This is a genomic window from Streptomyces sp. P13-3-3 (genome assembly GCF_050571355.1).
GTDB lineage: Bacteria > Actinomycetota > Actinomycetes > Streptomycetales > Streptomycetaceae > Streptomyces > Streptomyces althioticus.
On sequence record NZ_CP192228.1, the window covers coordinates 2852862 to 2876200 of the forward strand.

General features: G+C 71.5%; 20 protein-coding genes and 1 pseudogene. 15 read left to right on the forward strand and 6 right to left on the reverse strand.

Annotated elements, in window-relative coordinates; translation table 11 throughout:
* The first annotated feature begins 204 nt into the window (after positions 1-204).
* The 4 genes from ACQZOG_RS12985 (at position 205) to ACQZOG_RS13000 (ending at position 4204) form a co-directional block, all read left to right on the forward strand.
* Positions 205-768 (forward strand): hypothetical protein, encoded by a 564-nt coding sequence (locus ACQZOG_RS12985; protein ID WP_058917368.1) that lies wholly within the window; start codon positions 205-207, stop codon positions 766-768.
* A 172-nt stretch (positions 769-940) separates the two neighbouring features.
* On the forward strand, positions 941-1903 hold the full coding sequence (locus ACQZOG_RS12990) for an SDR family NAD(P)-dependent oxidoreductase (RefSeq protein WP_430741507.1): 963 nt from the start codon (positions 941-943) through the stop codon (positions 1901-1903).
* Positions 1904-2039: 136 nt separating this feature from the next.
* On the forward strand, positions 2040-3566 hold the full coding sequence (locus ACQZOG_RS12995) for a hypothetical protein (RefSeq protein ID WP_193467350.1): 1527 nt from the start codon (positions 2040-2042) through the stop codon (positions 3564-3566).
* Between the two features lie 233 nt (positions 3567-3799).
* Positions 3800-4204 (forward strand): hypothetical protein, encoded by a 405-nt coding sequence (locus ACQZOG_RS13000; RefSeq protein WP_193456620.1) that lies wholly within the window; start codon positions 3800-3802, stop codon positions 4202-4204.
* 874 nt (positions 4205-5078) lie between these two features.
* Here ACQZOG_RS13000 and ACQZOG_RS13005 read toward each other — a convergent pair.
* Positions 5079-5771, reverse strand: a complete 693-nt coding sequence (locus ACQZOG_RS13005) for a class I SAM-dependent methyltransferase (protein ID WP_033277791.1) — start codon at positions 5769-5771, stop codon at positions 5079-5081.
* 191 nt (positions 5772-5962) lie between these two features.
* Between ACQZOG_RS13005 and ACQZOG_RS13010 the strand changes: the two genes are divergently transcribed.
* Positions 5963-6403, forward strand: a complete 441-nt coding sequence (locus ACQZOG_RS13010; protein ID WP_033277792.1) for a hypothetical protein — start codon at positions 5963-5965, stop codon at positions 6401-6403.
* 36 nt (positions 6404-6439) lie between these two features.
* Here ACQZOG_RS13010 and ACQZOG_RS13015 read toward each other — a convergent pair whose 3' ends face one another.
* Positions 6440-7354: a YceI family protein gene (locus ACQZOG_RS13015; protein ID WP_078493069.1), complete on the reverse strand. Its 915-nt coding sequence runs from the start codon at positions 7352-7354 to the stop codon at positions 6440-6442.
* Positions 7355-7901: 547 nt separating this feature from the next.
* Between ACQZOG_RS13015 and ACQZOG_RS13020 the strand changes: the two genes are divergently transcribed.
* From ACQZOG_RS13020 to betT, 3 genes are all read left to right on the forward strand, one after another.
* Positions 7902-9383, forward strand: a complete 1482-nt coding sequence (locus tag ACQZOG_RS13020) for an aldehyde dehydrogenase family protein (protein WP_033277793.1) — start codon at positions 7902-7904, stop codon at positions 9381-9383.
* 54 nt (positions 9384-9437) lie between these two features.
* Entirely contained in the window at positions 9438-11009 is a 1572-nt protein-coding gene (locus ACQZOG_RS13025) for a GMC family oxidoreductase (protein ID WP_037642732.1), read from the forward strand.
* 168 nt (positions 11010-11177) lie between these two features.
* Positions 11178-13301 carry a choline BCCT transporter BetT gene (gene betT / locus ACQZOG_RS13030; protein ID WP_397664107.1) on the forward strand — a complete coding sequence of 708 codons (2124 nt, stop codon included), beginning with the start codon at positions 11178-11180 and terminating at the stop codon, positions 13299-13301.
* A 57-nt stretch (positions 13302-13358) separates the two neighbouring features.
* Here the strand turns inward: betT and ACQZOG_RS13035 are convergent, their stop codons facing one another.
* A complete protein-coding gene (locus tag ACQZOG_RS13035; protein WP_397664105.1) occupies positions 13359-13964 on the reverse strand; it encodes an HD domain-containing protein in 606 nt (201 codons plus the stop codon).
* 209 nt (positions 13965-14173) lie between these two features.
* On the opposite strand from ACQZOG_RS13035, the gene ACQZOG_RS13040 reads away from it, so the two are divergent.
* Positions 14174-14728: a hypothetical protein gene (locus tag ACQZOG_RS13040; protein WP_351036891.1), complete on the forward strand. Its 555-nt coding sequence runs from the start codon at positions 14174-14176 to the stop codon at positions 14726-14728.
* Positions 14729-14771: 43 nt separating this feature from the next.
* Here ACQZOG_RS13040 and ACQZOG_RS13045 read toward each other — a convergent pair whose 3' ends face one another.
* Complete coding sequence (locus ACQZOG_RS13045; protein WP_193467347.1) at positions 14772-15545, reverse strand: CDP-alcohol phosphatidyltransferase family protein; 774 nt, start codon at positions 15543-15545, stop codon at positions 14772-14774.
* A 108-nt stretch (positions 15546-15653) separates the two neighbouring features.
* On the opposite strand from ACQZOG_RS13045, the gene ACQZOG_RS13050 reads away from it, so the two are divergent.
* The 5 genes and pseudogenes from ACQZOG_RS13050 to ACQZOG_RS13070 form a co-directional block, all read left to right on the forward strand.
* Entirely contained in the window at positions 15654-16649 is a 996-nt protein-coding gene (locus ACQZOG_RS13050; RefSeq protein WP_033277798.1) for a zinc-dependent alcohol dehydrogenase, read from the forward strand.
* 115 nt (positions 16650-16764) lie between these two features.
* On the forward strand, positions 16765-17163 hold the full coding sequence (locus ACQZOG_RS13055; protein ID WP_033277799.1) for a 6-pyruvoyl trahydropterin synthase family protein: 399 nt from the start codon (positions 16765-16767) through the stop codon (positions 17161-17163).
* 17 nt (positions 17164-17180) lie between these two features.
* Positions 17181-18410, forward strand: a complete 1230-nt coding sequence (locus tag ACQZOG_RS13060; protein ID WP_380825749.1) for a glycosyltransferase family 4 protein — start codon at positions 17181-17183, stop codon at positions 18408-18410.
* A complete protein-coding gene (locus tag ACQZOG_RS13065; protein WP_033277801.1) occupies positions 18407-19453 on the forward strand; it encodes a class I SAM-dependent methyltransferase in 1047 nt (348 codons plus the stop codon). The genes ACQZOG_RS13060 and ACQZOG_RS13065 overlap by 4 nt, the downstream gene beginning before the upstream one ends.
* Positions 19450-20346, forward strand: a pseudogene (locus ACQZOG_RS13070) (lysylphosphatidylglycerol synthase transmembrane domain-containing protein); the annotation flags it as partial. The gene ACQZOG_RS13065 and the pseudogene ACQZOG_RS13070, both read left to right, overlap by 4 nt.
* Positions 20347-20585: 239 nt before the next feature.
* Here the strand turns inward: ACQZOG_RS13070 and ACQZOG_RS13075 are convergent.
* Positions 20586-21353: a creatininase family protein gene (locus ACQZOG_RS13075; RefSeq protein WP_078504690.1), complete on the reverse strand. Its 768-nt coding sequence runs from the start codon at positions 21351-21353 to the stop codon at positions 20586-20588.
* Positions 21354-21395: 42 nt separating this feature from the next.
* Here ACQZOG_RS13075 and ribA point away from each other — a divergent pair, with 42 nt between their 5' ends.
* A complete protein-coding gene (ribA, locus tag ACQZOG_RS13080) occupies positions 21396-22055 on the forward strand; it encodes a GTP cyclohydrolase II (RefSeq protein WP_033277803.1) in 660 nt (219 codons plus the stop codon).
* A 36-nt stretch (positions 22056-22091) separates the two neighbouring features.
* On the opposite strand, the gene ACQZOG_RS13085 is transcribed toward ribA, so the two are convergent.
* Positions 22092-23318 carry a serine hydrolase domain-containing protein gene (locus tag ACQZOG_RS13085; protein ID WP_430741508.1) on the reverse strand — a complete coding sequence of 409 codons (1227 nt, stop codon included), beginning with the start codon at positions 23316-23318 and terminating at the stop codon, positions 22092-22094.
* Between the last annotated feature and the right edge of the window lie 21 nt (positions 23319-23339).

Genomic DNA, 23339 nt, shown 5'->3' on the forward strand with positions numbered 1-23339 from the left:
GCGCCTTGCGAGGATAACGCTTGCCTGGGACAACGGGTGGGGCTGAGAGGGCGGAATTGGTGGCGCGAGCGGTTCGGCAGTCTGCGGTGTTACCGGTGGTCCCGGGTGGGTGTATCAGGTACGACAGCTGTCGCAATCCGCCCTTCACGGTCACGACGCCGATGCCCTGCAAACCCTAGCCATGCCGAGAAAGGCCCGTACCACATGTTCATCGAACAGACGTCCTGGGACGCCGCGGTCCGCCACCTTTACCGGGACGCGACCGCGTACATCGCCACGGGACCACGCCACCACGAGAACTGGACGCTCGACGTCCTCGCGCTGATGGCACGGGCCGTGCCTGACCCCAGGGGATGGGCTCGCATCGACGACGCGGAGAAGGCCCCCGAGCGGCGGGAGAATCCCACATGGCCCTTCGTCGCCCACCCTCCGAAGTACATGGCACCGCGCCTCCAGGAGATCGACCGGAACAGTGCCGAGAACCTGCTCCTGGCTCTCACCGAGGGTGGTTGCACCCTGGACAACCTCCAGTACTTCACCGAGACCCCGGACGAACTGCGGGCCATGGCCCGCACGGTTCTCGCGCGGTACGGGGACGCGGCCACGTACCACACCAACGTCAGCAGGCGAGGCAGCCTGCCCGGCACCCTCGACTTCACACAGGAGAGCACGGGCTACAACCCGATGACCGTCTTCACAGAGGATTGCGGTCTTGTCGTCGTCTCGGACGCAGAGGTCGGCATGGTCTGGAACTTCAATGACGTGTGACCGTGAGCCCATGTCATGTAGCACCGTGCTCGCCCGGGTCGTTTGAGGGAATGCCTCCGTCCCTCGACGCCCCGACCGGCATCCCCCATCCGGCGCGGGCTCTTCCCTGTCCGGACGCACCGCCCCTCGTCCGCTTGACTTCGAGAGCACTCCAATTCGTAGCGTTTCGGACATGAGTACTGGACAGCACAAGATCGGCTCCGGTTTCGGAGCGGCCAGCACCGCGGACGAGGTCCTGGCGGGCATCGATCTCACCGGGAAGCTCGCGATCGTCACGGGCGGCTACTCCGGGATCGGCCTGGAGACCACCCGCGCCCTCACCCGGGCCGGCGCCCACGTCGTCGTCCCCGCCCGCCGCCGGTCCACCGCCGACGAGGCGCTGGGCGGTCTGAGCGGTGTCGAGGTGGACGAGCTCGACCTGGCGGACCAGGACAGCGTCCGCGACTTCGCCGAACGGTTCCTGGCCGGCGGCCGGACCATCGACATCATGATCGACAGCGCCGGCATCATGGCCTGCCCGGAGACCCGGGTCGGACCCGGCTGGGAGGCCCAGTTCGCCACCAACCACCTGGGACACTTCGCCCTGGTCAACCGGCTGTGGCCGGCGATCGAGCCCGGTGGCGCCCGGGTGGTGTCGGTGTCCTCGCGCGCCCACCACTACTCCGGCATCCGCTGGGACGACGTCCAGTGGCGCCAGGGCTACGACAAGTGGCACGCCTACGGGCAGGCCAAGACCGCGAACGCCCTGTTCGCCGTCCACCTCGACCGGCTCGCGGCCGACCGCGGTGTCCGGGCCTTCTCGCTGCACCCCGGCGGCATCCTCACACCCCTCCAGCGCCATCTCCCCCGCGAGGAGATGATCGCCAACGGCTGGATCGACGAGGAGGGCAACGAGATCCCTCAGCCCGGTTTCAAAACGCCCGAGCAGGGCGCCGCGACCCAGGTGTGGGCGGCGACCTCCCCCCAGCTGGCGGGCCTGGGCGGCCTGTACCTGGAGGACTGCGACGTCGCCGAGCCGGCCCCGGCCGACGGCGAACGCGTCGGGGTGAAGGACTGGGCGACCGACCCCGAGCAGGCGGCCCGGCTGTGGGCCCTGTCGGCGGAGCTGACCGGCGTGGACGCCTTCGCCGGGTGACGGCGTTACTCGCACACCCGACTCGCCGTCGCGCGTTTAGGCGCTCAACCGCATGTACCCGAGCGTGATCGTGGCGTAGGCCCTCCGCAGCTGGGCCGCCAGTCGGCGGTCAGCGGGCGGTGTTACGTTCCGCCGCATGTCCGATCACGCGCTACGGCTTCTGCGGCAGGACCGCCGCCTGGCCGAACTGGCCGCCCACCCCTTCGACTTCGACCTCGACCGTGCCGCCCACGGCCATGTCGAGGAGGTCCGCCTCGCCTCGGGCGAACCACTGGAGGTGGTGGCCGGCGACGACACCGGCGGCACGTACTTCCTGTGCGCCGACGGCTCCGTGCTGTACGCCGACTCGGAGGGCACGGCGGGGATCATCGGCTCCAGCGCCGACGAGGCCCTGGAACTGGTGATCGGCCTGCCCGGCTGGCGCGACTACACCCAGCTGTCGCCGGACGACGGCGAGGAGAGGATCCTGGCGTGCGTCACGGAGACCGAGGACGAGATCCGCGAGTACTACGGAATCGACGAGGAGCGGGCCGAGCTCCGTGCGGCGCTGGGCTTCCCGGAACGCTCCCCGGTCGAGCTGGTGGGCAGACTGTGTGCCGCGCTGGCGCGCACCGAGCCGGACTTCGTCCTCCTCAACGCGGACGAGGGGTGCGCCTACGACCGGCTGGGCCCGGACGGTCCCCCGCTGTGGGAGACGGTGCTCGCGGCGGGCCGCGCAGATCTCACCTGCTTGCGGGAGGGCGACCGCAACGCATGGCGTGAAGTCGCCGAGGACCCGGTTCGGCGGCGGCTCACCCTGAGGGCCGCGCAGTTTGACCGGGCCGAGGGCGACTTGGAGCTGCTGCGGCATCTGCTGCGGCACGAGACGCGGTCTTCGATGACGGAGGAACTGCGGCTCGCAGCCGTGCTCGTGGGGTTGTATGGGGACACTGGGGATCTGCCGCTCCTGCTCGAGGTCCGGGAGACCGACTTCGACACGGCGTGCGGCCTGAGTGGTGTGCCGGAACCGGGTGCGAGCGCGGACGAGTTGCGACAGTGGGCGCGCGAACTCGACGAGTCGATGTTCGGAACGGACCCGGCGGACGAGCCGGTCTCCACCTGGACCGACCTGGCGCGGGACCAGGGGATGACCGAGCTCGCGCGGGTGACGCTGATCCGCGAACTCGACGACATCGTCATGGACCAAGGCAGACTCCGCCGCCCCGGGGCGCCCCGCACCCTGGCCACGGCTCCGCTGAGCGGGCTCGCCCAGGACTTCGAGGAACTCGGCGACCTTCCCCAGGCGCTGCGCGCCCAGCGCCTGTATGCCGCTCTTCAGGAGACGGCATGGGACCGTGCCTCGGCCTGGCGTACCCTCGCCCGCCTGGAGCGGGAAGCGGGCAGGCTGCCGCAGGCGGTGAACAGCTTGGCCGCCGTCCGCGAGGCCCTGGCCACCCTGGGCGACGACTCGCTGCGCCACTGGCGCCGGGTCAACCTCGGTCGCTTCATCGCCGAGGAGCACTACCGGCTCACCCTCGCCCTGGCCGACGCGGGCTGCCTTGACGAGGCCCGTGCTCTCCTCACCGCCGCCGATGCCGTACTGGGCGAGCTCTCGGACAACGCGGCCAAGGGCGTGCGTGAGCTGGCCGGATGGGCCGCGACGCGGGTGGGGGAGGGCGACTGAGGGCGTGCGCGGGCCCTCGCGGTGACTGAGATGTGTGCCGCCTGTGCTGCCGGGAAGCCAAGCGATCGGTGTCGGATGAGCTGTGCGGGCTCATCACACAGTGACGACGGTGACGCCGGGCCAAAGCTCTGGCACCACTCGCCCGGAGCCGTGGACCGGTGCCCACCCGGCGAGATGTTCGAGCCGTCGCCCCAGCGCTGTCCGGCGGATCATGACGATGGCAGAGTGTGTCCGTGAGTTACAGCATTTTCCTGCTCCGGTTCGTGGACGGCGAGGTCGTCGAGCTGGACTTCGAACGATTCCGGCATGTGACAGAGCCGTACGTGGTGGCCGGCGGTCCGGAGGAGGGCTTCTCCCAGCTTCGCGCAGAGGATGGGGGCGAGGCGGACCTGTATCACGAGCCTCGTGGTGCAAGTGGGATGCTGTGCGTGACAGCGACGCACTTCGCCCGTGGCGCGATGCTCGGTGTCCTCGTCCGGCTGGCGGAAGCCCTCGGGGCTTCGATCGTCCCCCAGGACAGTGGGGCACTGATCTTCTACGAGAGCGAGCGTCGTCACCTTCCTGCGGAACTACAGGGCAACGCGGTTGTCATAGCTCCCACCAAGGAGGCGTTGCAGGCAGCATTTGACGCGCACTGAGCGTTTTCGTCCCCAGTCCTGTCCCTCGGGTCACGGGCGCAGCCATAGGCAGATGGTTGCCGCGATGGCGGTTCCGTGGAAAACGTAGGCTCGTTCGTCGTAACACGTCGCGACTGCACGGGACAACCTCGTACCTCACGATCACGGCCACGCCGTCCTTGGCGAACGTGTGCCTGACACAAACTCCCGTGACCCGAACCCCCGTCCCACGTACGGCGAACGCCCGTTGCGCACAAAGGCCAGGACCCCTGCCCAAGGATCAATGAGGCATTCCGGGAGGTGACCCGTCCTGCGCAACGGTTGCACCGCCCGGCCGCTTTCCGCCCGTTCGGGCAGGCCGTGTCCGGCAGATCGCGGGACCGCGGGATCTGACCGTGATCAACCTCAGTCGCACTCACCAGGGGAAGGCGCCGGACCCCGGGAAGGAGACCATGAACCAGATCACCAGGGGCATGAGGACAAGGAAAACGAACGCTGCGAGGACCTTCGCCCACGCCGCTGACTTGCCGGGGCCTTGAGTCGGCATGATCGCTCCGGATGACCGTCTGGGCGTAGCCGATTGCCGACGCCTGCCAGATGGTAGCTCTCGCGGTTAAGGCGACGGGAGTCTCTGAGCACGCAAGAGGACTCGCTGCAACTGAGGCTTTTGCGATCATTGCTGAGCCTTCTTCAGCCGCCGCCGGCAGATGATGCCCCGCAGGCCAAGGAGACGAAGGCGTCGTGAAGTTCCGGGCGGCGTTCCCATCGCACGGCGAGGCGAGGCGAGGCGGGTGGTGGTGCGGGGCGAAAGCCTTCGAGCACGCCGGTGAGGTAGCGGTCGCCGGCGTCGATCCGTTCGCCAGGAGCGCCGCCGAGCACGGAGAACCAGCGCTGCTCAGTCGTCCGGCCGTTGCGCCTCGAACAAGCGGTACGACGCCCGGTTGCTCCCCTCCGGTGCGTCCAGGGCGGTGACCCCGCGCACCTCCAGGCCGTGTCTGGTGAGCAGGGACTTCCACAGGTTCGGGGCGAGCACCCACATGTGCAACGTGAGAGTGCCACCGCCCGCCAGGTGCAGGAGCTCGGGGCGTGGGGTGATCGTCGAACTGGGCTCGTGACTTTCGGAGTTGGTGTGCAGCACCGTGAAGTACAGACGGCCGCCGGGGGCCAACGAACCGGCCAGGGCCGGGAAAAGGCGGTGCGGGTCGAAGAAGTGGACCGCGCTGACGGAGTAGATCACGTCGTACGGCTCCGCCTGGCCCAGGTGATCGACCGCGTCCGCGTGGAAGAGGCGCAGACCCGGCACGTCGGGGTGGTGGGCCCGCGCCCGTTCGATCTGGCTGGGGGAGGCGTCAACGCCGTCGACCCGTGCGCCGTAGGCGCGGGCCAGATGCGCGGCGTGCCGCCCCGTACCGCAGCCCAGGTCGAGGACCCGCAGACCCGCCAGGTCGCCGAGGACCTCGTCCCCGGGACCGTCCACGCCGGGGCCCCACGTGATCCGGTCCAGGTCCGGCAAGGGTGTACCACGCTTCAAGTGGTGCCGCCCGTAGGCGTCCCACGCGGAACGCGTCTGCTGTTCGATATGCGTCACGGCTGCTCCTGTCCCGGAGGCGCCCGTAGGAGGCGCATCGTTCAGGGAAGTGATGACCCGGCACCGGGTTCAACGTGCCGGAACGCATGCCGAACACACGTGTTTCGGTCATATCGGTAGCCGTGAAGTGGGGCGTGCCGTAGCGGGTGGCTGGAGGTGGCGCCACCGCCAGAACTCGTAGCCTTCTGATCATGGCCGACCTCTACGAACTCCAGCTCACCCTCGACCTGCCCGGCTCGCTCCCGCCGCAGGACCTCGCGCTGCTCCGATGGCACCTGGGGGAGGAGGGAGGCCGGCAGGACGACGGCTACGCGTACCCCCTCTGGACGGACCGGGGGCCGGCGTTGCGGATCGGGGGCGCGCTGGTGGGAGAGCTGCGCTCCGACGGGCCGCAGTGGGCGCTGAGCGTGCGGCAGGAGACGCATCCCGACGAGTTCGACGACCTGCGCAGGATGGTGGTGTGGCTCGGCGCGCGGACCACGACCGTGGGTACCGTCGGGTACCTCCGCTTCTACGAGTCCCACGTGCCCGACGTGCTCGTCGCGGAGGCGGGGACCGTCCGTAGGGCGGTCCTGCGGGCGGAGAAGGTCCTCGAGTCGGCGACCGAGGTGATCCCCGACCCCTACGCGTGAACCAGAAGGTGCCGCCGCCCGCCGGGCCGCGTCGGCCTACTCCGGGGGCGTGGGGGTCTCGGCGGTGCGGTACATCGCCTGGACGTCCAGCTCCAGTTGCACGGTCGGACCGACCACCGCGATGCCGCGGGCCAGCATCGAACGCCAGTTGAGGGTGAAGTCCTCGCGGTGCAGCTCCGTCTTCGCCAGGGCCGCGCAGCGCAGCTCCTGTTCGTAACCGCCGTTCACCGTGCCGAGGTACGTCGTGTCCAGCCCCACGGAGCGGCTGGTGCCGTGCATGGTGAGCGTGCCGTGCAGCGTCCACTTCGATCCGCCCTGGTAGACGAAGCGGGTGCTGACGAAGTCGATGTAGGGGTAGTGCTCGACGTCGAGGAAGTCGGCGGAACGCAGGTGGTTGTCACGGGTCCTGTTGCCCGTGGTGATGCTGGCGGCGTCGATGCGCACCGACACCTGCGAGTCGCGCATGTCCGGCGCGACGCGGATACCGCCGGTGAAGCGGGTGAAGCGTCCGTGCACATGGGCCATGCCGACGTGCTTGGCGATGAAGCGGATCGCGGTGTGCGGCGGGTCGAACAGCCAGGTGCCGGGTGACGGCAGTTCCAGCTGGCGTGCGGGCAGCAGCGCGACGCGCGCCGGGGGGAGGGGCGTGTCGGCGGTTATGTCGATGTCGCTGCGGGCCGGGGTGAGGCCCTCGCCCGTGACCATCACGCTGTAGGAGCCGGGCGGAAGCACCGCCATGAACAGGCCGTACGGATCGGTGGTGCCCTGGGCGGCGACCCGGTGGCTGTCCGAGGCGGTCACCGTGACCTCGGCACCGCCCAAGGGCTGCCCCATGGGATCGACGACCTCGCAGCTGTACGCGCCGGCGCCGGCCGGCAGGGGCAGCGGCGTGCCCGGTGCGGCCTTGCGGCCGCTGCCCGAACGTCGGCGCCGGAGCAGTCCGAGGGCCATACGATTCACCTTTCCTCCTGCGTGCCACCGCGACGGGACGCGCACCGACCGGTGCGTCCGCGGTCGCCGGACACCATCAGGGATCAGTTGCAAGCGCGATGAAGTCAACTATTGAACGATCATAGATCAGGTAGGACGGCGCGTTCCGACATCGCGGTGGCGCGCGCCATGCCCCGTCCACGTGCCGCTGTCCGGCTGAATCCCCGTCATTCCGGCCGTCGACGGGGTGTGCCGCTCCTTCTGCCGTCTCGCTTTGCTGCGGTGCTGTGGTGAACGCCACGCGGCCGCGTGAAGAATTCACACGTGGCCTGCGGTCCCCTCACGCGGCCCACACAACGTGCGGGTCGTCCCTTCTCGCCGACGCGTGCGTCGCCCCCTCTCCGCCCTCAGTGACGGTCCGTCCCGGCCCGGCGCTAGCCCGGCCGAGTCACCCGCTCCACCCGGACGCGGCGGTGGCCGTGCGCGCCGTGCCCGTCGACCGCACGATGGGCCGTGCTGCCGGCCGGCCGCCCGAGCCGGTACCGGTCGGATGCTAAGGAGGCCCGCCATGGGTGAGCTGTACATCGACGGGGAATGGACGACCGCCACCGGCGGAGGGCGGCGCGAGGTGATCAATCCGTACGACGCCTCCGTGATCACCACCGTCGACGAGGCCGACGCCGCCGACGTGGACAAGGCGGTGCGGGCCGCCCGCCGCGCCTTCGACGAGGAGGACTGGGCGAACGCCCCCACCCGGCGCCGTGCCGACCTGCTGATGCGGGTGCACGACCTGCTGCTGCGGGACATCGACGAGATCGCCCGCACCGAGACCCTCGACACCGGCAAGACCCTGGCCGAGGGCCGCTTCGACGTCGAGGACGTCGCCAACGCCTTCCGCTACTTCGCCGAACTGGCCGGCAAGGACGGCGGACGCGTCGTGGACGTCGGCCCCGACGTGCTCAGCCGCGTCGTCTACCAGCCCGTCGGGGTGTGCGCGCTCATCGCCCCCTGGAACTACCCCTTGCTGCAGGCCTCGTGGAAGGTTGCGCCCGCGTTGGCGGCCGGCAACACCATCGTCCTCAAGCCCAGCGAGATCACCCCGCTCACCACGATCGCCCTGTTCCGGCTGATCGAGGAGGCCGGCGCCCCGCGCGGGGTCGCCAATCTCGTCCTCGGCTCCGGCGCGACCGTCGGCGCGGCCATGACCTCCCACCCCGAGGTCGACCTGGTGTCCTTCACCGGCGGCCTGGCCACCGGGCGCGCCATCATGGCCGCCGCGGCCGAGGGGCCGAAGAACATCGCCCTGGAACTCGGCGGCAAGAACCCCAACATCGTCTTCGCGGACGCCGACTTCGACGCCGCCGTCGACTACGCCCTCGACGCGTCCTTCCTGCACGCCGGGCAGGTCTGCTCCGCCGGATCACGCCTGCTGGTGGAGGACTCGATCCACGACCGGTTCGTCGAGGCGTTCGCCGAGCGCGCCCGCCAGATCCGGCTGGGCAACGGCCTGGAGGAGGGCACCGAGAGCGGGCCGCTCAGCTCCGCCCAGCACCGGGAGAAGGTCGAGAGCTACATCGCCCTCGGCAAGGAGGAGGGCGCCCGCCTCGTCACCGGCGGCACCCGGCCCGACGACCCCGCCCTGAGCAACGGCTACTTCCTGCTCCCGACCATCTTCGCCGACTGCGACCGCTCCATGCGCATCGTGCAGGAGGAGGTGTTCGGGCCGGTCGTCACCGTCGAACGGTTCCGCACCGAGGACGAGGCCGTGGAACTCGCCAACGACACCCGCTACGGACTCGCCGGCGGCGTCTGGACGTCCGAGGCGAGCCGCGCCCAGCGCGTCGCGCAGCGGCTGCGGCACGGCACCGTGTGGATCAACGACTTCCACCCCTATGTGCCGCAGGCCGAGTGGGGCGGCTTCGGACGCTCCGGCGTCGGGCGCGAACTCGGGCCGACGGGCCTGCGCGAGTACCAGGAGGCCAAGCACATCTACCAGAACCTCACCCCGGGACCCTCGGGCTGGTTCAAGGGCGACAGCGGAGGCAGCTGAGCGGCCCTCACCGCACCGGCCACCCAACCCCACGGTTCCGAAGAAAGGCAGCCCATGGCCTCCACCACCCCTCACGGCGCGGAGTCGGACTACGACTACGTCATCGTCGGCGGCGGCACCGCCGGCTGTGTGCTCGCCGCCCGCCTCAGCGAGGACCCCGACTGCCGCGTCTGCGTCATCGAGGGCGGACCCAGCGACGTCGGCGACGACCGCATCCTGCGCCTGCGCAACTGGATCAACCTGCTCGGCTCGGAGTTCGACTACGGCTACACCACCGTCGAACAGCCGCGCGGCAACTCCCACATTCTGCACTCGCGGGCCCGCGTCCTCGGCGGCTGCTCCTCCCACAACACCCTCATCAGCTTCCTGCCGCTCCCGCAGGACCTTGACGACTGGGTGGCCGCAGGCTGCACCGGCTGGGACCCGGGCACGATCCTGCCATACCGCGACCGGCTGCAGACCACCATCGTGCCGGTGGCGGAGGCGGACCGTAACCCCATCGCCAAGGACTTCGTCACCGCCGCCGCCCGCGCCACCGGCGTCCCCGTCGTCGACGACTTCAACGCCGAGCCCTTCGCCGACGGCACCGGGTTCTTCTCCCTCGCCTACGAGCCGGAGGGCAACAAGCGCTCCTCCGCCTCCGTCGCCTACCTGCACCCCGTGCTCGACCGCCCCAACCTCACGCTCAAACTGGAGACATGGGCGCACCGGCTGCTCACCGACGAGAAGGGACGGCTCACCCGGGTCGCGGTGCGCGGCGCCGACGGCGAACCCGCCACCGTACGCGCGAACCGTGAACTGCTGCTGTGCGCCGGGGCGATCGACACCCCGCGGCTGCTGATGCTGTCCGGCATCGGACCGGCCGACGACCTGCGCCGCCTCGGCATCGACGTCCACATCGACCTGCCCGGCGTCGGCGAGAACCTGCTGGACCACCCCGAGTCGGTGATCGTCTGGGAGACCCGCGGCCCGCTGCCGCCCAACTCCGCGATGGACTCCGACGCCGGTCTGTTCCTGCGCATGGACAGGAACCAGCCGCGGCCCGACCTTATGTTCCACTTCTACCAGGTGCCGTTCACCGTCAACACCGAACGGCTCGGCTACCCCGTCCCCGAGCACGGGGTGTGCATGACGCCGAACGTGCCCCGCGCCCGCTCCACCGGCCGCATGTGGCTGCGCAGCTCCGACCCGTCCGAGCACCCCGCCCTGGACTTCCGCTACTTCACCGACCCGGAGGGCCACGACGAACGCACCGTCGTCGAAGGGCTCAAGGTGGCCCGCGAGGTGGCAGCGACCGACCCGCTGAAGGACTGGCTGGTCCGCGAGGTGGCTCCGGGACCGGACGTCACCTCCGACGCCGACCTGTCGGAATACGGCCGCCGCGTCGCCCACACCGTCTACCACCCGGCGGGCACCTGCAAGATGGGCGCCGCCGACGACCCGACGGCCGTGTGCGACCCGGAGATGCGGCTGCGCGGCGCCGAGGGCGTACGCGTCGTCGACGCCTCGGTCTTTCCGACGATGCCCACCATCAACCCCATGGTGACGGTGCTGCTGGCCGCCGAACGCGCCGCCGACCTCATCACCGGGCGGTCGCGTCCGTCCGGCGGGCAGGCGACGCGGTGACCGGTCCGCGGTCCGCCGTGTGTGAAAACTTCCCCGGCGGTGGCGTCGTGGTGACGGCGGGACCGTTGGGTATATGCGCGTCGGTGGCCGGAAACCGTCCGGGCGCCCACGCCGCGGGCCGGACGGCCGGTGCGGCGGCCGGCAGCGGAGGCGGAGAAGGAGTACGACGTGTCGACCGTTGGTGAGAAGGGCCCCAGAACACCCGAAGAACAACCGCCCGAGGGTGAGACGAACGGCCAGGTGCGGATCAAGCCGGTCGTCTTCTTCGGGTCGGCGCTGTTCGTCCTCGCGATCTCCCTCTGGGCGATCATCACCCCGTCCGGAGCCGAGGACGCCATCGGTGTCGTCGTCGGCAAGATCTCCAGCTGGTTCGGCTGGTACTACTTCCTCGCGGCGACCCTGTACCTGCTGTTCGTCGTCTTCATCGCCGCCTCCAAGTACGGCACCATCAAGCTCGGCCCCAAGCACTCCAAACCCGACTACGGCCTCTTCACCTGGGGGTCGATGCTCTTCGCGGCGGGCATCGGCATCGACCTGATGTTCTTCTCGGTGTCGGGCCCGGTCAGCCACTACCTCGCGCCGCCCGAGGGTGACCCGGAGACGCTGGAGGCCGCCCGGGAGGCGGTCGTCTGGACGCTGTTCCACTACGGCATCACCGGCTGGGGCATGTACGCCCTTATGGGCATGGCGCTCGGCTACTTCTCCTTCCGGTACAAGCTGCCGCTCGCCATCCGTTCCGCGCTGTACCCCATCATCGGACGCCGCATCCACGGCCGGATCGGCGACACCGTCGACCTCGCCGCCATCATCGGCACCGTCTTCGGCATCGGCGTCACCCTCGGCATCGGCGTGGTGCAGCTCAACTACGGCCTCAAGGCGCTCTTCGGCATCCCCGAAGGACTGACCGCGCAGATCGCGCTCATCGTCATCGCCGTGGGCATGGCCACCGTCTCCGCGGTGTCCGGCGTCGACAAGGGCATCCGCCGGCTGTCGCAGCTCAACATCCTGCTCGCCGCCCTGCTGATGTTCTACATCCTCGTCGTCGGCGAGCCGTTCAGGCTGCTCAACGCCATCGTCCAGAACGTCGGCGACTACGTCAGCGGCTTCCCGTCCAAGACCCTGAACACCTTCGCCTACGACCAGCCCACCGAGTGGCTCGACGCGTGGACCCTGTTCTTCTGGGCCTGGTGGGTCGCCTGGGCGCCGTTCGTCGGGCTGTTCCTCGCGCGCATCTCCCGCGGGCGCACCCTGCGCGAGTTCGTCGCCGCGACGCTCGTCATCCCCTTCCTCTTCACGGGCCTCTTCCTGGCGATCTTCGGCAACAGCGCGCTGTTCCTGGTGCGCGACGGCAACGCGGAGTTCGGCGAGACCGCCATGAACGTGCCCGAACAAGGCTTCTACACGCTGCTCGAACAATTCCCCGGCTTCACGTTCAGCGCCGGCCTCGCCACCTTCGTCGGCCTGCTGCTGTACGTCACCTCCGCCGACTCCGGCGCCCTGGTGATGGGCAACCTCAGCGCCGACCTGCCCACGCCGATGACCGACGCGCCGACCTATCTGCGCATCTTCTGGGCGGTGGCGACCGGTCTGCTGACCCTCGCGATGCTCATCGTCGGCGGCGTGCAGGCGCTGACCAACGCCACCATCATCATGGGCCTGCCCTTCTCGTTCGTGATGTTCCTGATCATGGCGGGCCTCTATCTCGCCCTGAGAACCGAGAGAATGAAGGTCGAGGCGCGGGTCACCACGCTGCCCGGCTCGCTCTCGGGGCGCACGGTGCAGCAAGGTCTGCCCGGCGCGCCGAACTGGCGGCACCGGCTGGCGCGCGCGATGTCGTTCCCCGGTCGCAGGGCCGCGGCACGGTTCGTGGACCAGACCGCCCGGCCCGCCTTCGAGGAGGTGGCGCACGAACTGCGGCAGCAGGGCGCCGAGGCGGAGATGCTGGAGGGGACCGTCGAGGACAGCGGCCTCACCCACGTCGGCCTGCGCGTCCCCGTCGGCGAGGGTGACGTGTTCCTCTACGAGGTGTGGCCCGTCGAACGCCCCACTCCCGCCTTCGCCACCCGGGCGGTCGAGACGCGCGACACCTACGTGCGGTTCGAGGTCCGTCTCGCCGAGGGCAACCAGGACTACGACGTGATGGGCTACACCAAGGAGCAGCTCATCGCCGACGCCCTCGACCAGTACGAGCGGTACCTGGAGTTCCTGCGCGTGCGCCACGACGCGTCCACCCGCTCCAGCCTCCCCGACCACCGCCCGGACGCACCGGACGCGCATCTGCCGGAGGAGTGAGGGCCGAGGGAGGCGGCTCGCCCCCGATCTCTTCCGGCTTGCGTACTGCCGCCCGTCTCAGCCGGTGACGGGCGGCAGTTCCGCCTGCGGGGCGAGGCGGGCGAGGTCCGGGTCGCCGAACTCCTCGCGCAATGCCTGGAAGGCGGTCACCTTCTCCTCGCCGAAGCGGCGGACGTGCGCGGCATAGGCGTCGGGGGTGAGGAACCGGTCGGGGTGCGACTTGGAGTGGAACTTGTCCGCGTACATCACCAGCCGCTCCTCGGGCGTCTCCGCCAGATAGTCGGCGGGCGGGACGGGGAGGTTCTGGCGTACGACGTCCTGCCGGGTCAGTCCGACGCCGGTGTGGTGCGAGCAGAAACGGCAGAGGGCGGCGGAGTAGCCCTCGCTCTCCAGGAGCTCCTGGCCGAGCAGGCCGTGACGGATGTAGTTCTTGTGGTCCAGCCGCCCGTCCTCGCCGTACAGGCGGTAGACGCCGATGTCGTGCAGGAGGCAGCCGGCCCTGACCAGTTCGGCGTCGAGGTGGGCGAGGCGCGGCGACGTCAGCAGCTGCTCGGCGACGCCCCACACGAGCTCGCAGTGGCGGTGGACGGAGGCGAACGCCTCGGCCGTCGGCGCGTGCTTCTCGTGCAGCGCGCGGATCTCTTCTGGTCCCGGAATCCTCACTCGGGGAGCGTAACAACCGCAGGTGGGAGCGGGCGGGGGGAGCGCGAGGACAGGCAGGGGAGTTCCCGCCTCCGGTCTTTTCACGCGATCCGGTGATAACGCCCGAAGCGGGCACGCGGCGGTGGTGCGGGCCGTTCGACGGGGTGACGGGGGCGGTCGCCGCTCCCGTGAGGGACGACCGACGAGGCACCGACGACGGGGGAGACACCATGAGCCTGCAGTTCCGGCGGAACGAGGACGGCACGGTCACCGGACGCAACGAGAACAACGGCTTCACCGTGACGCACGCCGACGAGGAGGAGGTGAAGCGACAGCTCTACGAGGACGCGGGATGGGAGTACACGCCCCCGCCGCCCCCGCTCCCACCGGGACACCACCGCTTCCTGCTGGTACATGAGGACGACGGGGACTGCGGTTTCGGCGACGAGCGGTACGCGGGGCTGCGGGCGAGTCCGCCCGAGGGATGTGTGCCGGTCGACCGCGGCGGCTTCGCCCTGGAGTGCCGGCGCCCGGGAAGGACTCTGCTGGACGCCGTCGCCGGCACGGTCGCGGAGATCCGCCGCGCGCACGGGGTGGTGATGAACGCCGTGAGGACGGACGGGAGAGCGGGGGAGTGGCCCGACGTCGACGCCGAGAGAGCCGAGGGAGGGGACGCGGCCGAGGGCGTGGCACACCTGGTGCTGACGGCCGCGCACCGGTCGAGACGACTCGGATACGGGCGGAAGGACCTGGTGCGGCTACTGGACGCCACGGGGATCGAGTAGCGGCGTGTCCGCAGCGGAAGGGGTGGCGAGCGTCGGCCGGACGTCAGCTCGCGACCAGCTCGCGCCTCGCCCTGCGCTCGACCGTCACCGGAGCCGCCTGCGTCGCCCGGTGCGTGCGGAACAGCCACAGCACGTCCCGGCCGAACGACCACACCAGCAGGCCGAGGGCCAGCGCCACGACCCCGACGTTGACCGCATGCGGAAGGTACGCGGAGGCCGCCACCAGCAGCAGCACGCCCTGGAGCGCCGCGACCGTCTTGCGGGCCGTGCTCGGCGGGAGCGGCGCGGTCAGCCACGGCCACACCCGGGCGGCGGCGACGAACACGTACCGCATGGCGCCGATCAGCAGCACCCACGGGCCCATCGCCGTCGACACGTACACGCTGAGCACCAGGATCAGGAACGCGTCGACCTCCATGTCGAAGCGGGCGCCCAGCGCGGTGGAGGTGCCGGTCCTGCGGGCGACCTTGCCGTCGACGCCGTCGAGGATCAGGGCCACGGCCGTCAGGCCGACGAACAGGGAGACAGGAGGTGAGTCCTGGAACGAGTCCGCGACCAGAGCGGTCACCCCGCCGACGAGGGTGGCCCGGCCGAGGGTGACCCGGTTCGCCGGACCGAAGGTGCGCGACCCCGCCCGGTGCAGGGCCCGGGACAGCACCGCCCAGGTGGCGATCGCGAACACGAGGCCCGTGACCCAGCCCGCGGGGCCCATGCCGATCGCGGTACCGATCAGGGCCAGCAGCAGGATCTGCACGCCCGCCCCCACAGCGGTCTCCTGCTGGACGAGCCTCGCGTCGTACGTGTTGTTCAGGGCCACCGAACACCCTCCGGCCGTGTGACAGAGTCGATCAACGCCGCTACCTTGTGCGCGGCCTGTGCACCACTCGGTACGCGCGCAGGATCCCGATCGTTCAGGAGGACCTCGATGAACCGCGCCGCACGTGCGTTCTGGCTCGACTCACCTGGCCGGGGGGAGATCCGTGAGGTGGACCTGCCCGAGCCGGGCCCGGACGAGGTCGTGGTACGCGCCCTGTACTCGGGGATCAGCCGGGGCACGGAGACGCTCGTGTTCCGCGGCGGGGTGCCGGAGAGTCAGCACACCGTGATGCGGGCGCCGTTCCAGGAGGGCGACTTCCCCGGACCGGTGAAGTACGGCTACCTGAGTGTCGGCGTGGTGGAGGAGGGGCCCGAGTCGCTCACCGGACGCACGGTGTTCTGCCTGTACCCGCACCAGACGCGGTACGTGGTGCCGGCGGCGGCCGTGACGCCGGTGCCCGAGTCGGTGCCGGCCGGGAGGGCGGTCCTCGCCGGCACGGTGGAGACCGCCGTCAACGCCCTCTGGGACGCCGCGCCCCTCGTCGGCGACCGGATCGCCGTGGTCGGCGGCGGGATGGTCGGCTGCTCGGTGGCCGCGCTGCTCGCCCGCTTCCCCGGTGTGCGCGTCCAGCTCGTCGACGCCGACCCCGCGCGGGCCGAGACGGCGGAGGGCCTGGGCGTGGGCTTCGCCCTGCCCGCGGACGCCGACGGCGACTGCGACCTGGTGGTGCACGCCAGCGCCACCGAACAGGGACTCGCCCGCGCGCTGGAGCTGCTGCGGCCCGAGGGCACGGTCGTCGAACTCAGCTGGTACGGCGACCGGAAGGTGGGCGTGCCGCTCGGTGAGGCGTTCCACTCCCGGCGGCTCACCATCCGCGGCAGCCAGGTCGGCACCGTCTCCCCGGCCCGCGCGCACCGCGGTTACGGGGACCGTCTCGCCCTCGCCCTCGACCTGCTCGCCGACCCCGCCCTCGACGCCCTCGTCACCGGCGAGTCGCCCTTCGAGGAACTGCCCGCCGTCATGCCCCGCCTCGCCTCCGGAGACATCCCCGCCCTGTGCCACCGGGTGCGCTACGACGACCCCGCGGCGGGCACACACGCCTGACCTGAGAAAAGACACGGCAGACGCTGAACACGGGAAGGAAGTCAGCCGTACTACTCGACATCCCCGCCTCCCAGACCGGCGGGGAACAGACGCGCCGCACCTGGAGGGTCGTCCGTTGTTCAGCATCACCGTCCGCGATCACATCATGATCGCCCACAGCTTCCACGGCGAGGTCTTCGGACCGGCCCAGCGCCTGCACGGGGCCACGTTCCTCGTGGACGCCACCTTCCGGCGCGAACAGCTGGACGAGGACAACATCGTCGTCGACATCGGCCTGGCCACGCAGGAACTCGGGGCCGTCGTGGGAGAGCTGAACTACCGCAACCTCGACAACGAGCCCGACTTCGCCGGGGTGAACACGTCCACCGAGTACCTGGCCAAGGTCATCGCCGACCGGCTCGCCGAGCGCATCCACAAGGGCGCGCTCGGGGAGGGGGCCAAGGGCATCGCGAAGATCGGGGTCACCCTGCACGAGTCGCACATCGCCTGGGCGAGTTACGAGCGTGCGCTGTGACCGACACGACCATCGACATGACCGGGACGACGACCGACAGGACGCTCGACACGACCGCCAGGTCGGCAGGCCGCGGCTCCACCGGCCGCCTGGACTACGTGCCCGTGCAGGCGTCCTTCCGGAGGAACGGCGGGATCATCCCCATGTCTCTGCGCTCCGTGCACTTCGTGATGCCGGGCGGGGTCGACGACCGGTCCGCCCCGAGCGGCGGCAACGCGTACGACCGGCGCGTGTGCCTGGACCTGCCCGGCTTCGGCTGGCAGGCGCACCGGCACCCGGTCGCGGGTGACTGGCCCCGCCCCGACGCGGCCACCCGCGAGGAGCTCGCCCGCACCCTGCGCGAGCTGCCCGACGGCGCGGTCGTCCTGCTCGACGGGCTGGTCGCCTGCGGGGTGCCCGATGTCGTCGTGCCGGAGGCGGAGGAGGGGCGCCTGCACATGGTGGTGCTCGTCCATCTGCCGCTCGGCGACGAGACCGGCCTGGACACGGCCGTCGCCGCCGAGCTGGACGCCCGCGAACGCGAGGTGCTGCGCGCGGTGCCCGCCGTCGTCGCCACCAGCGAGTGGGCGGTCCGCCGGCTCGTCTCCCACCACGGGCTCGCCCCCGAGCGGGTCCATGTCGCCGCCCCCGGCGCCGACATCGCGCCGCTCGCCCCGGGCACCGACGGCGTCTCGCACCTGGTGTGCGTCGCCGCGGTCACCCCGCGCAAGGGCCAGCACCGGCTGGTGGAGGCGCTGGCGACGGTGACCGACCTGCCGTGGACCTGTTCCCTGGTCGGCGGCCTCGGACACGACCCCGAGTACGTCGACCACCTGCGCGGCCTCGTCCGCGAACACGGCCTGGAGGACCGGCTGGAGCTGACCGGCCCGAAGTCCGGCGCCGACCTCGACGCGGCGTACGCCGCCGCCGACCTGATGGTCCTCACCTCCTACGCCGAGACCTACGGCATGGCCGTCACCGAGGCGCTGGCGCGCGGCATCCCGGTGCTGGCGACCGACGTCGGCGGACTGCCCGAGGCCGTCGGCCGTGCGCCCGACGGCGGGGTGCCCGGCATCCTCGTGCCGCCGGAGAACCCGGCCGCGATCGCCGCCGAACTGCGCGGCTGGTTCGGCGAGGCCGACGTGCGGCGGCGGCTGAAGGCGGCCGCCCGCGGCCGGCGGGCCGCGCTCGGCGGGTGGGCCGGCACCGCACAGAGCCTCGCGGGAGTCCTGCGCCGGCTCCCCACCGCGTCCGGGAGGGCGGCATGACTCGACCGACCACCACCCAGCCCGCCGCCGCGATCCCGGCCCAGCCCGGACCCCGCGACGTCACCGGCGCGGCGCCCGCGACCCCAGGGGGCGACATGGCAGCCACCGGTTCCACGGACGGCGCTTCGGTCATTCCCGGCGCGGGACCCGCCGGGCCCCGACCCGGCGAGCGGGCCACCGTGCGGCTGCGGGACACCGGCGAGGACGAGCCGCCCCGCTACGCGCCCGAGTGGCTCCAGCTGCGCGAACCCGCCGACGCCGCCGCCCGCTCCTACGACCTGCTCGACCCGCTGCGGATCCGGCTCGCCAACCTGCCCGGCAGGTCCGGCAGCGGTCTCGTCGTGCACGACGTCGGCTGCGGCACCGGCTCCATGGGCCGCTGGCTGGCGCCCCGTCTGGACGGCACCCAGCACTGGGTGCTGCACGACCGCGACCCCTATCTCCTGCACTTCGCCGCCGTCGCCTCCCCGCGCTCCGCCGCCGACGGCAGTCATGTCACCGTGGAGACCCGGCGCGGCGACGTCGCCCGGCTCACCCCGGACGCGCTGGCCGGCGCCTCCCTCGTGACGGCGTCCGCCCTGCTCGACGTCCTCACCCGTGAGGAGATCGGCGCGCTGGCCGCCGCGTGCGCGGGAGCCGGCTGCCCCGCCCTGCTCACCCTGTCGGTGGCCGGACGCGTGGAGCTGACGGAGCCGCACCCGCTGGACGCGGAGATCACCGAGGCGTTCAACGCCCACCAGCGCCGCGGCGGACTCCTCGGCCCGGACGCGGTCACGGCCGCCGCCGAGGCGTTCACCGAGCACGGCGCGACCGTGCGGCTCAACCCCAGCCCGTGGCGGCTCGGTCCGGAGGAGGCCGCGCTCACCGAGCAGTGGCTGCGCGGCTGGGTGGGAGCGGCGGTGGAGGAGCGCCCGGAGCTGGCCGAGCGTGCCGGCGCCTATCTGGCCGAGCGGCTCGAAGCCTGCGCGGCGGGGAAGCTGCGGGTGGTGGTGCACCACACCGATCTGCTCGCCCTGTGCCGTCCGGTGGACGGCGGCGCATGAGCACGCTCACGGGGGAGACGGCGGCCGGGGCGGAGACGCCGGCCGCCGGGGGCGGCGCCCGAGGCCCGCTGCGCCGGCTCGGCAGCCCCGCCGTGCGTACCCGCCTCGGCACGCTCGCCGGTGTCGTCATCCTCGCCGTGCTGTTCTGGCGGCTCGGCACCGGAGCCTTCGTGGACGGGGTGCGGCGCATCGACGCGGCCACGCTGGCCGCCGCCCTCGGCATCGGGCTGGTGACCACGGTGTTCAGCGCCTGGCGCTGGGCGCTGGTGGCGCGCGGCATCGGCATCCGGCTGCCGTTCGGAGCGGCCGTCGCGGACTACTACCGCGCCCTGTTCCTCAACGCGGCGCTCCCCGGCGGTGTCCTCGGCGACGTGCACCGGGCCGTGCGGCACGGGCAGGACGCCGGCGACCTCGGGCGGGGCGTACGGGCGGTGGTGCTGGAGCGGACGGCCGGGCAGTTCGCGCTGTTCGCCGCCGGGGGAGTGGTCCTGCTGACCATGCCGTCCCCGGTCCGGGACCAGATGCGCGCGGCCGCCCCGCTCGCCGGGCTCGGACTGGTGGGCGCCTGCGCGGTGGTGCTGGCCCTGCGGATGAACCGGGTGCCGCCCGGGCGGAAGCCCCGCGCGGTGCGCGGGATGCTCGGCGAGGCCCGGCGGGCGCTGTTCTCGCGGACCACCGCGCCGGGCGTCCTGGTGTCGTCCGTGGTGGTGCTCGCCGGGTACGTGGCCATGTTCGTCCTCGCCGCGGACGTCGCCGGGGCCGGGGCGTCGGTGGCGGACCTGCTGCCGCTCGCCCTGCTGGCGCTGCTGGCGATGAGCCTGCCGCTGAACGTGGGCGGCTGGGGGCCGCGGGAGGGTGTCGCGGCCTGGGCGTTCGGAGCGGCGGGACTCGGCGCGGGGCGGGGCCTGACGGTCGCCGTGGTGTACGGGGTGCTCAGCCTGGCGGCCAGCCTGCCGGGAGCGGTGGTGCTGGTGGCCCGGTGGTACGCCGCCACCCGGAACCGCCGCGCGGCGGACCCGGAGCAACTCGCGCAGGAGGCGCGCCCCGTGGAGGCGGAGGAGGCGCGCCTCCTGGAAGAAGCGCGCCACCCGCTCGCCCCGCTCGCACCGGCCCCGGTCGTCCGGATTCCCGCTCAGCTGTCGGAGGTCAGAAGCGAGAAATACGCGCCGAAGGAATCCGCCAGGCTCGCGAGAAGTTCCCTGCCTTTTTCCGCGGTGCCCAGCGAAGGCCGGCCGATGACGCCGGAATCCGTATAGGCGGACATTCCGGTGGTGAGCAGATGACGCCGGTCGTCCGAAACGTGGTCGGACGTCTCGTAACCGGGACGCAGAACCTCGGGAGAAGTGTGCAGAAGAATGGACGTCTCGATTTCGCCCGCGTGCATGTCCGTCAGCAGCGACGTGACGACTCCGGCGTGTTCCCGCGCCGCCTCCCAGTCCTCCGGGGCCGGGAAGAGCGCCATCCGCTCACCGCGCGCGGACGCCTCCTGGACGACGTTGCCCAGCACGTAGTTGCCGCCGTGCCCGTTGACCAGCACGAGCGTGTCGACGCCCGAGCGGCGCAGCGAGTCGGCGATGTCCCGCACCACGGCGTGCAGGGTCACGGCGGAGATGGACACCGTGCCCGGCCAGGCCGCGTGCTCGTGCGAACAGGAGATGGTCACCGGAGGAAGGAGGTGCACGGGGTAGGAGCCGGCGACCGCCCGTGCGATCGCGCAGGCGACCAGGGTGTCCGTCGCCAGCGGCAGGAAGGGACCGTGCTGTTCATGACTCCCGACCGGAAGTACCGCGATCTGACGTGAGACGCCGGCTCCCCGCGTCCGTACATCCTCAGTAGTATCCGCCGGCAACAGACCGTGCACCGGGCCGTATGCCGCCGACCGCTCGTGTGAACCACCCATATCCGTCACGGCCTTTCGTCTCTGCTTAGGAACTCGAGAATCATGACAGAAAAAATAGGCGTACTCGGCAAGCAGCCTCAGCGGCGGACCGGTGTGGAACGCGTCGTGAATGCGCCGCTGCCCACCGTGTACGGGAAGTTCCAGGCGATCGGTTACCTGGACCACGACCGTGGTGACGAACAAGTGGCCCTCGTATACGGAGACCTGGGCGCGGACCGGGTGCTGACCCGGCTGCACTCGGAGTGCCTCACCGGCGACGCCTTCGGCTCCCAGCACTGCGAGTGCGGCGACCAGCTCGCGGCGGCGCTGCGCGCGGTCGTGGCCGAAGGGGCGGGCGTCGTCGTCTACTTGAGGGGTCACGAGGGCCGCGGCATCGGTCTGCTCGCCAAGCTGCGCGCCATGGCGCTCCAGGCGGAGGGCCTGGACACCGTGGAGGCGAACCTGGCGCTCGGGCTGCCGGTCGACGCCCGCGACTACGCCGTGGCCGCCGGGATGCTGAAGGACCTGGGCGTGCGGTCGGTGCGGCTGATGTCCAACAACCCCCGTAAGCGCGAGGCGTTGGTCCGGCACGGTGTGGAGGTCGACGAGCAGGTGCCGCTGCTCATCGAGCCGTGCGAGAGCAACATCACCTACCTGCGCACCAAGCGGGAGCGGCTCGACCATCACCTCCCGCACCTGGACGCGGTGGGGCACCTGTCCTGACGCCCGCCGGGCGGAGGAACCGTCGCCGTGCGGACGTCAGTCGGCGAGTGCCTCGTGCACCAGCCGTTTGAGGTCGCGGTAGACGGTGTGGGAGGACCTGGGCCGCACCTGCGTGTAGAACTGCACGGTCAGGTCGCGGCCGGGGTCGACCCAGAAGGTGGTGGTGGCCACCCCGCTCCAGCCGTAGGCGCCGAGGCCGGACGGCTCCCGGGTGCGCGACGGGTCGACGACCACGGAGACGCCGAGCCCGAACCCGACGCCCTCGTTGCCGGGGTCGTCGTGCGGGGGGACGCCGACGGCGCGCAGATCGGCGCCGCCGGGGAGGTGGTTGCGCGTCATCATGGCGACCGTCTCCGGGCGGAGCAGCCGCCTGCCGTCGAGTTCGCCGCGCCGGCGCAGCAGTTCCATGAAGCGGTGCATGTCGTGCGCGGACGCCACCATGCCGCCGCTGCCGGACAGGAAGCGGGGGCGGCCCCGCAGCGGCAGCCCGTCGATCGGCTCGATGCCCCCGTCGTCCGTCTCGCCGTACAGCTCGGCCAGCCGCTCCGCCTGCGTGTCGGTCACCTCGAACCCGGCGTCCTCCATGCCCAGCGGCCGGAACACGCGCTCGGCCAGGAAGACGTCGAGGGGACGCCCCGAGACGACCTCGACGATCCGGCCGAGCACGTTCGTGGCGACCGAGTAGTTCCAGCGTGTGCCCGGGTCGAACAGGAGCGGCAGGCTCGCGTACACGTCCGTCGTCCCGGCGAGGTCCGTGCCCGGCGCCACCGACGAGTCCAGCCCGGCCGCCCGGTACAGCGCGTCGACCGGGTGGGCGTGGTAGAAGGCGAACGTCAGTCCGGCGGTGTGCGTCATCAGGTGCCGTACCAGCAGCGGGCCGGCCGCCGGACGTGTCCGCACCTGGTCGCCCGCTCCGTCCACGTGGACGCGGGGCTCGGCGAACGCGGGGAGGTGGCGGCCCACCTCGTCGTCCAGGGACAGCAGCCCGTCCTCCACCAGCATCAGCGCGCCCACGGTGGTCACCGGCTTGGTCATGGAGTAGATCCGCCACAGGGTGTCGCCCTCCACGGGCAGACCGGCCGCCACGTCCCGCGCGCCGTACGCCGTCAGATGGGCGACACGGCCCGCGCGCGCGACGGCCACCAGGAACCCGGGCATCTCCCCGTCGTCGACGCGGCGGGCCAGCTCACGGTCGAGCCGCCCCAGCGCGTCCGGGTCCAGCCCCGCCTCGCCGGGGTCGGCCTCCTGCCGCAGCACCGTCATCGCACACCTCCGGGGAACGCC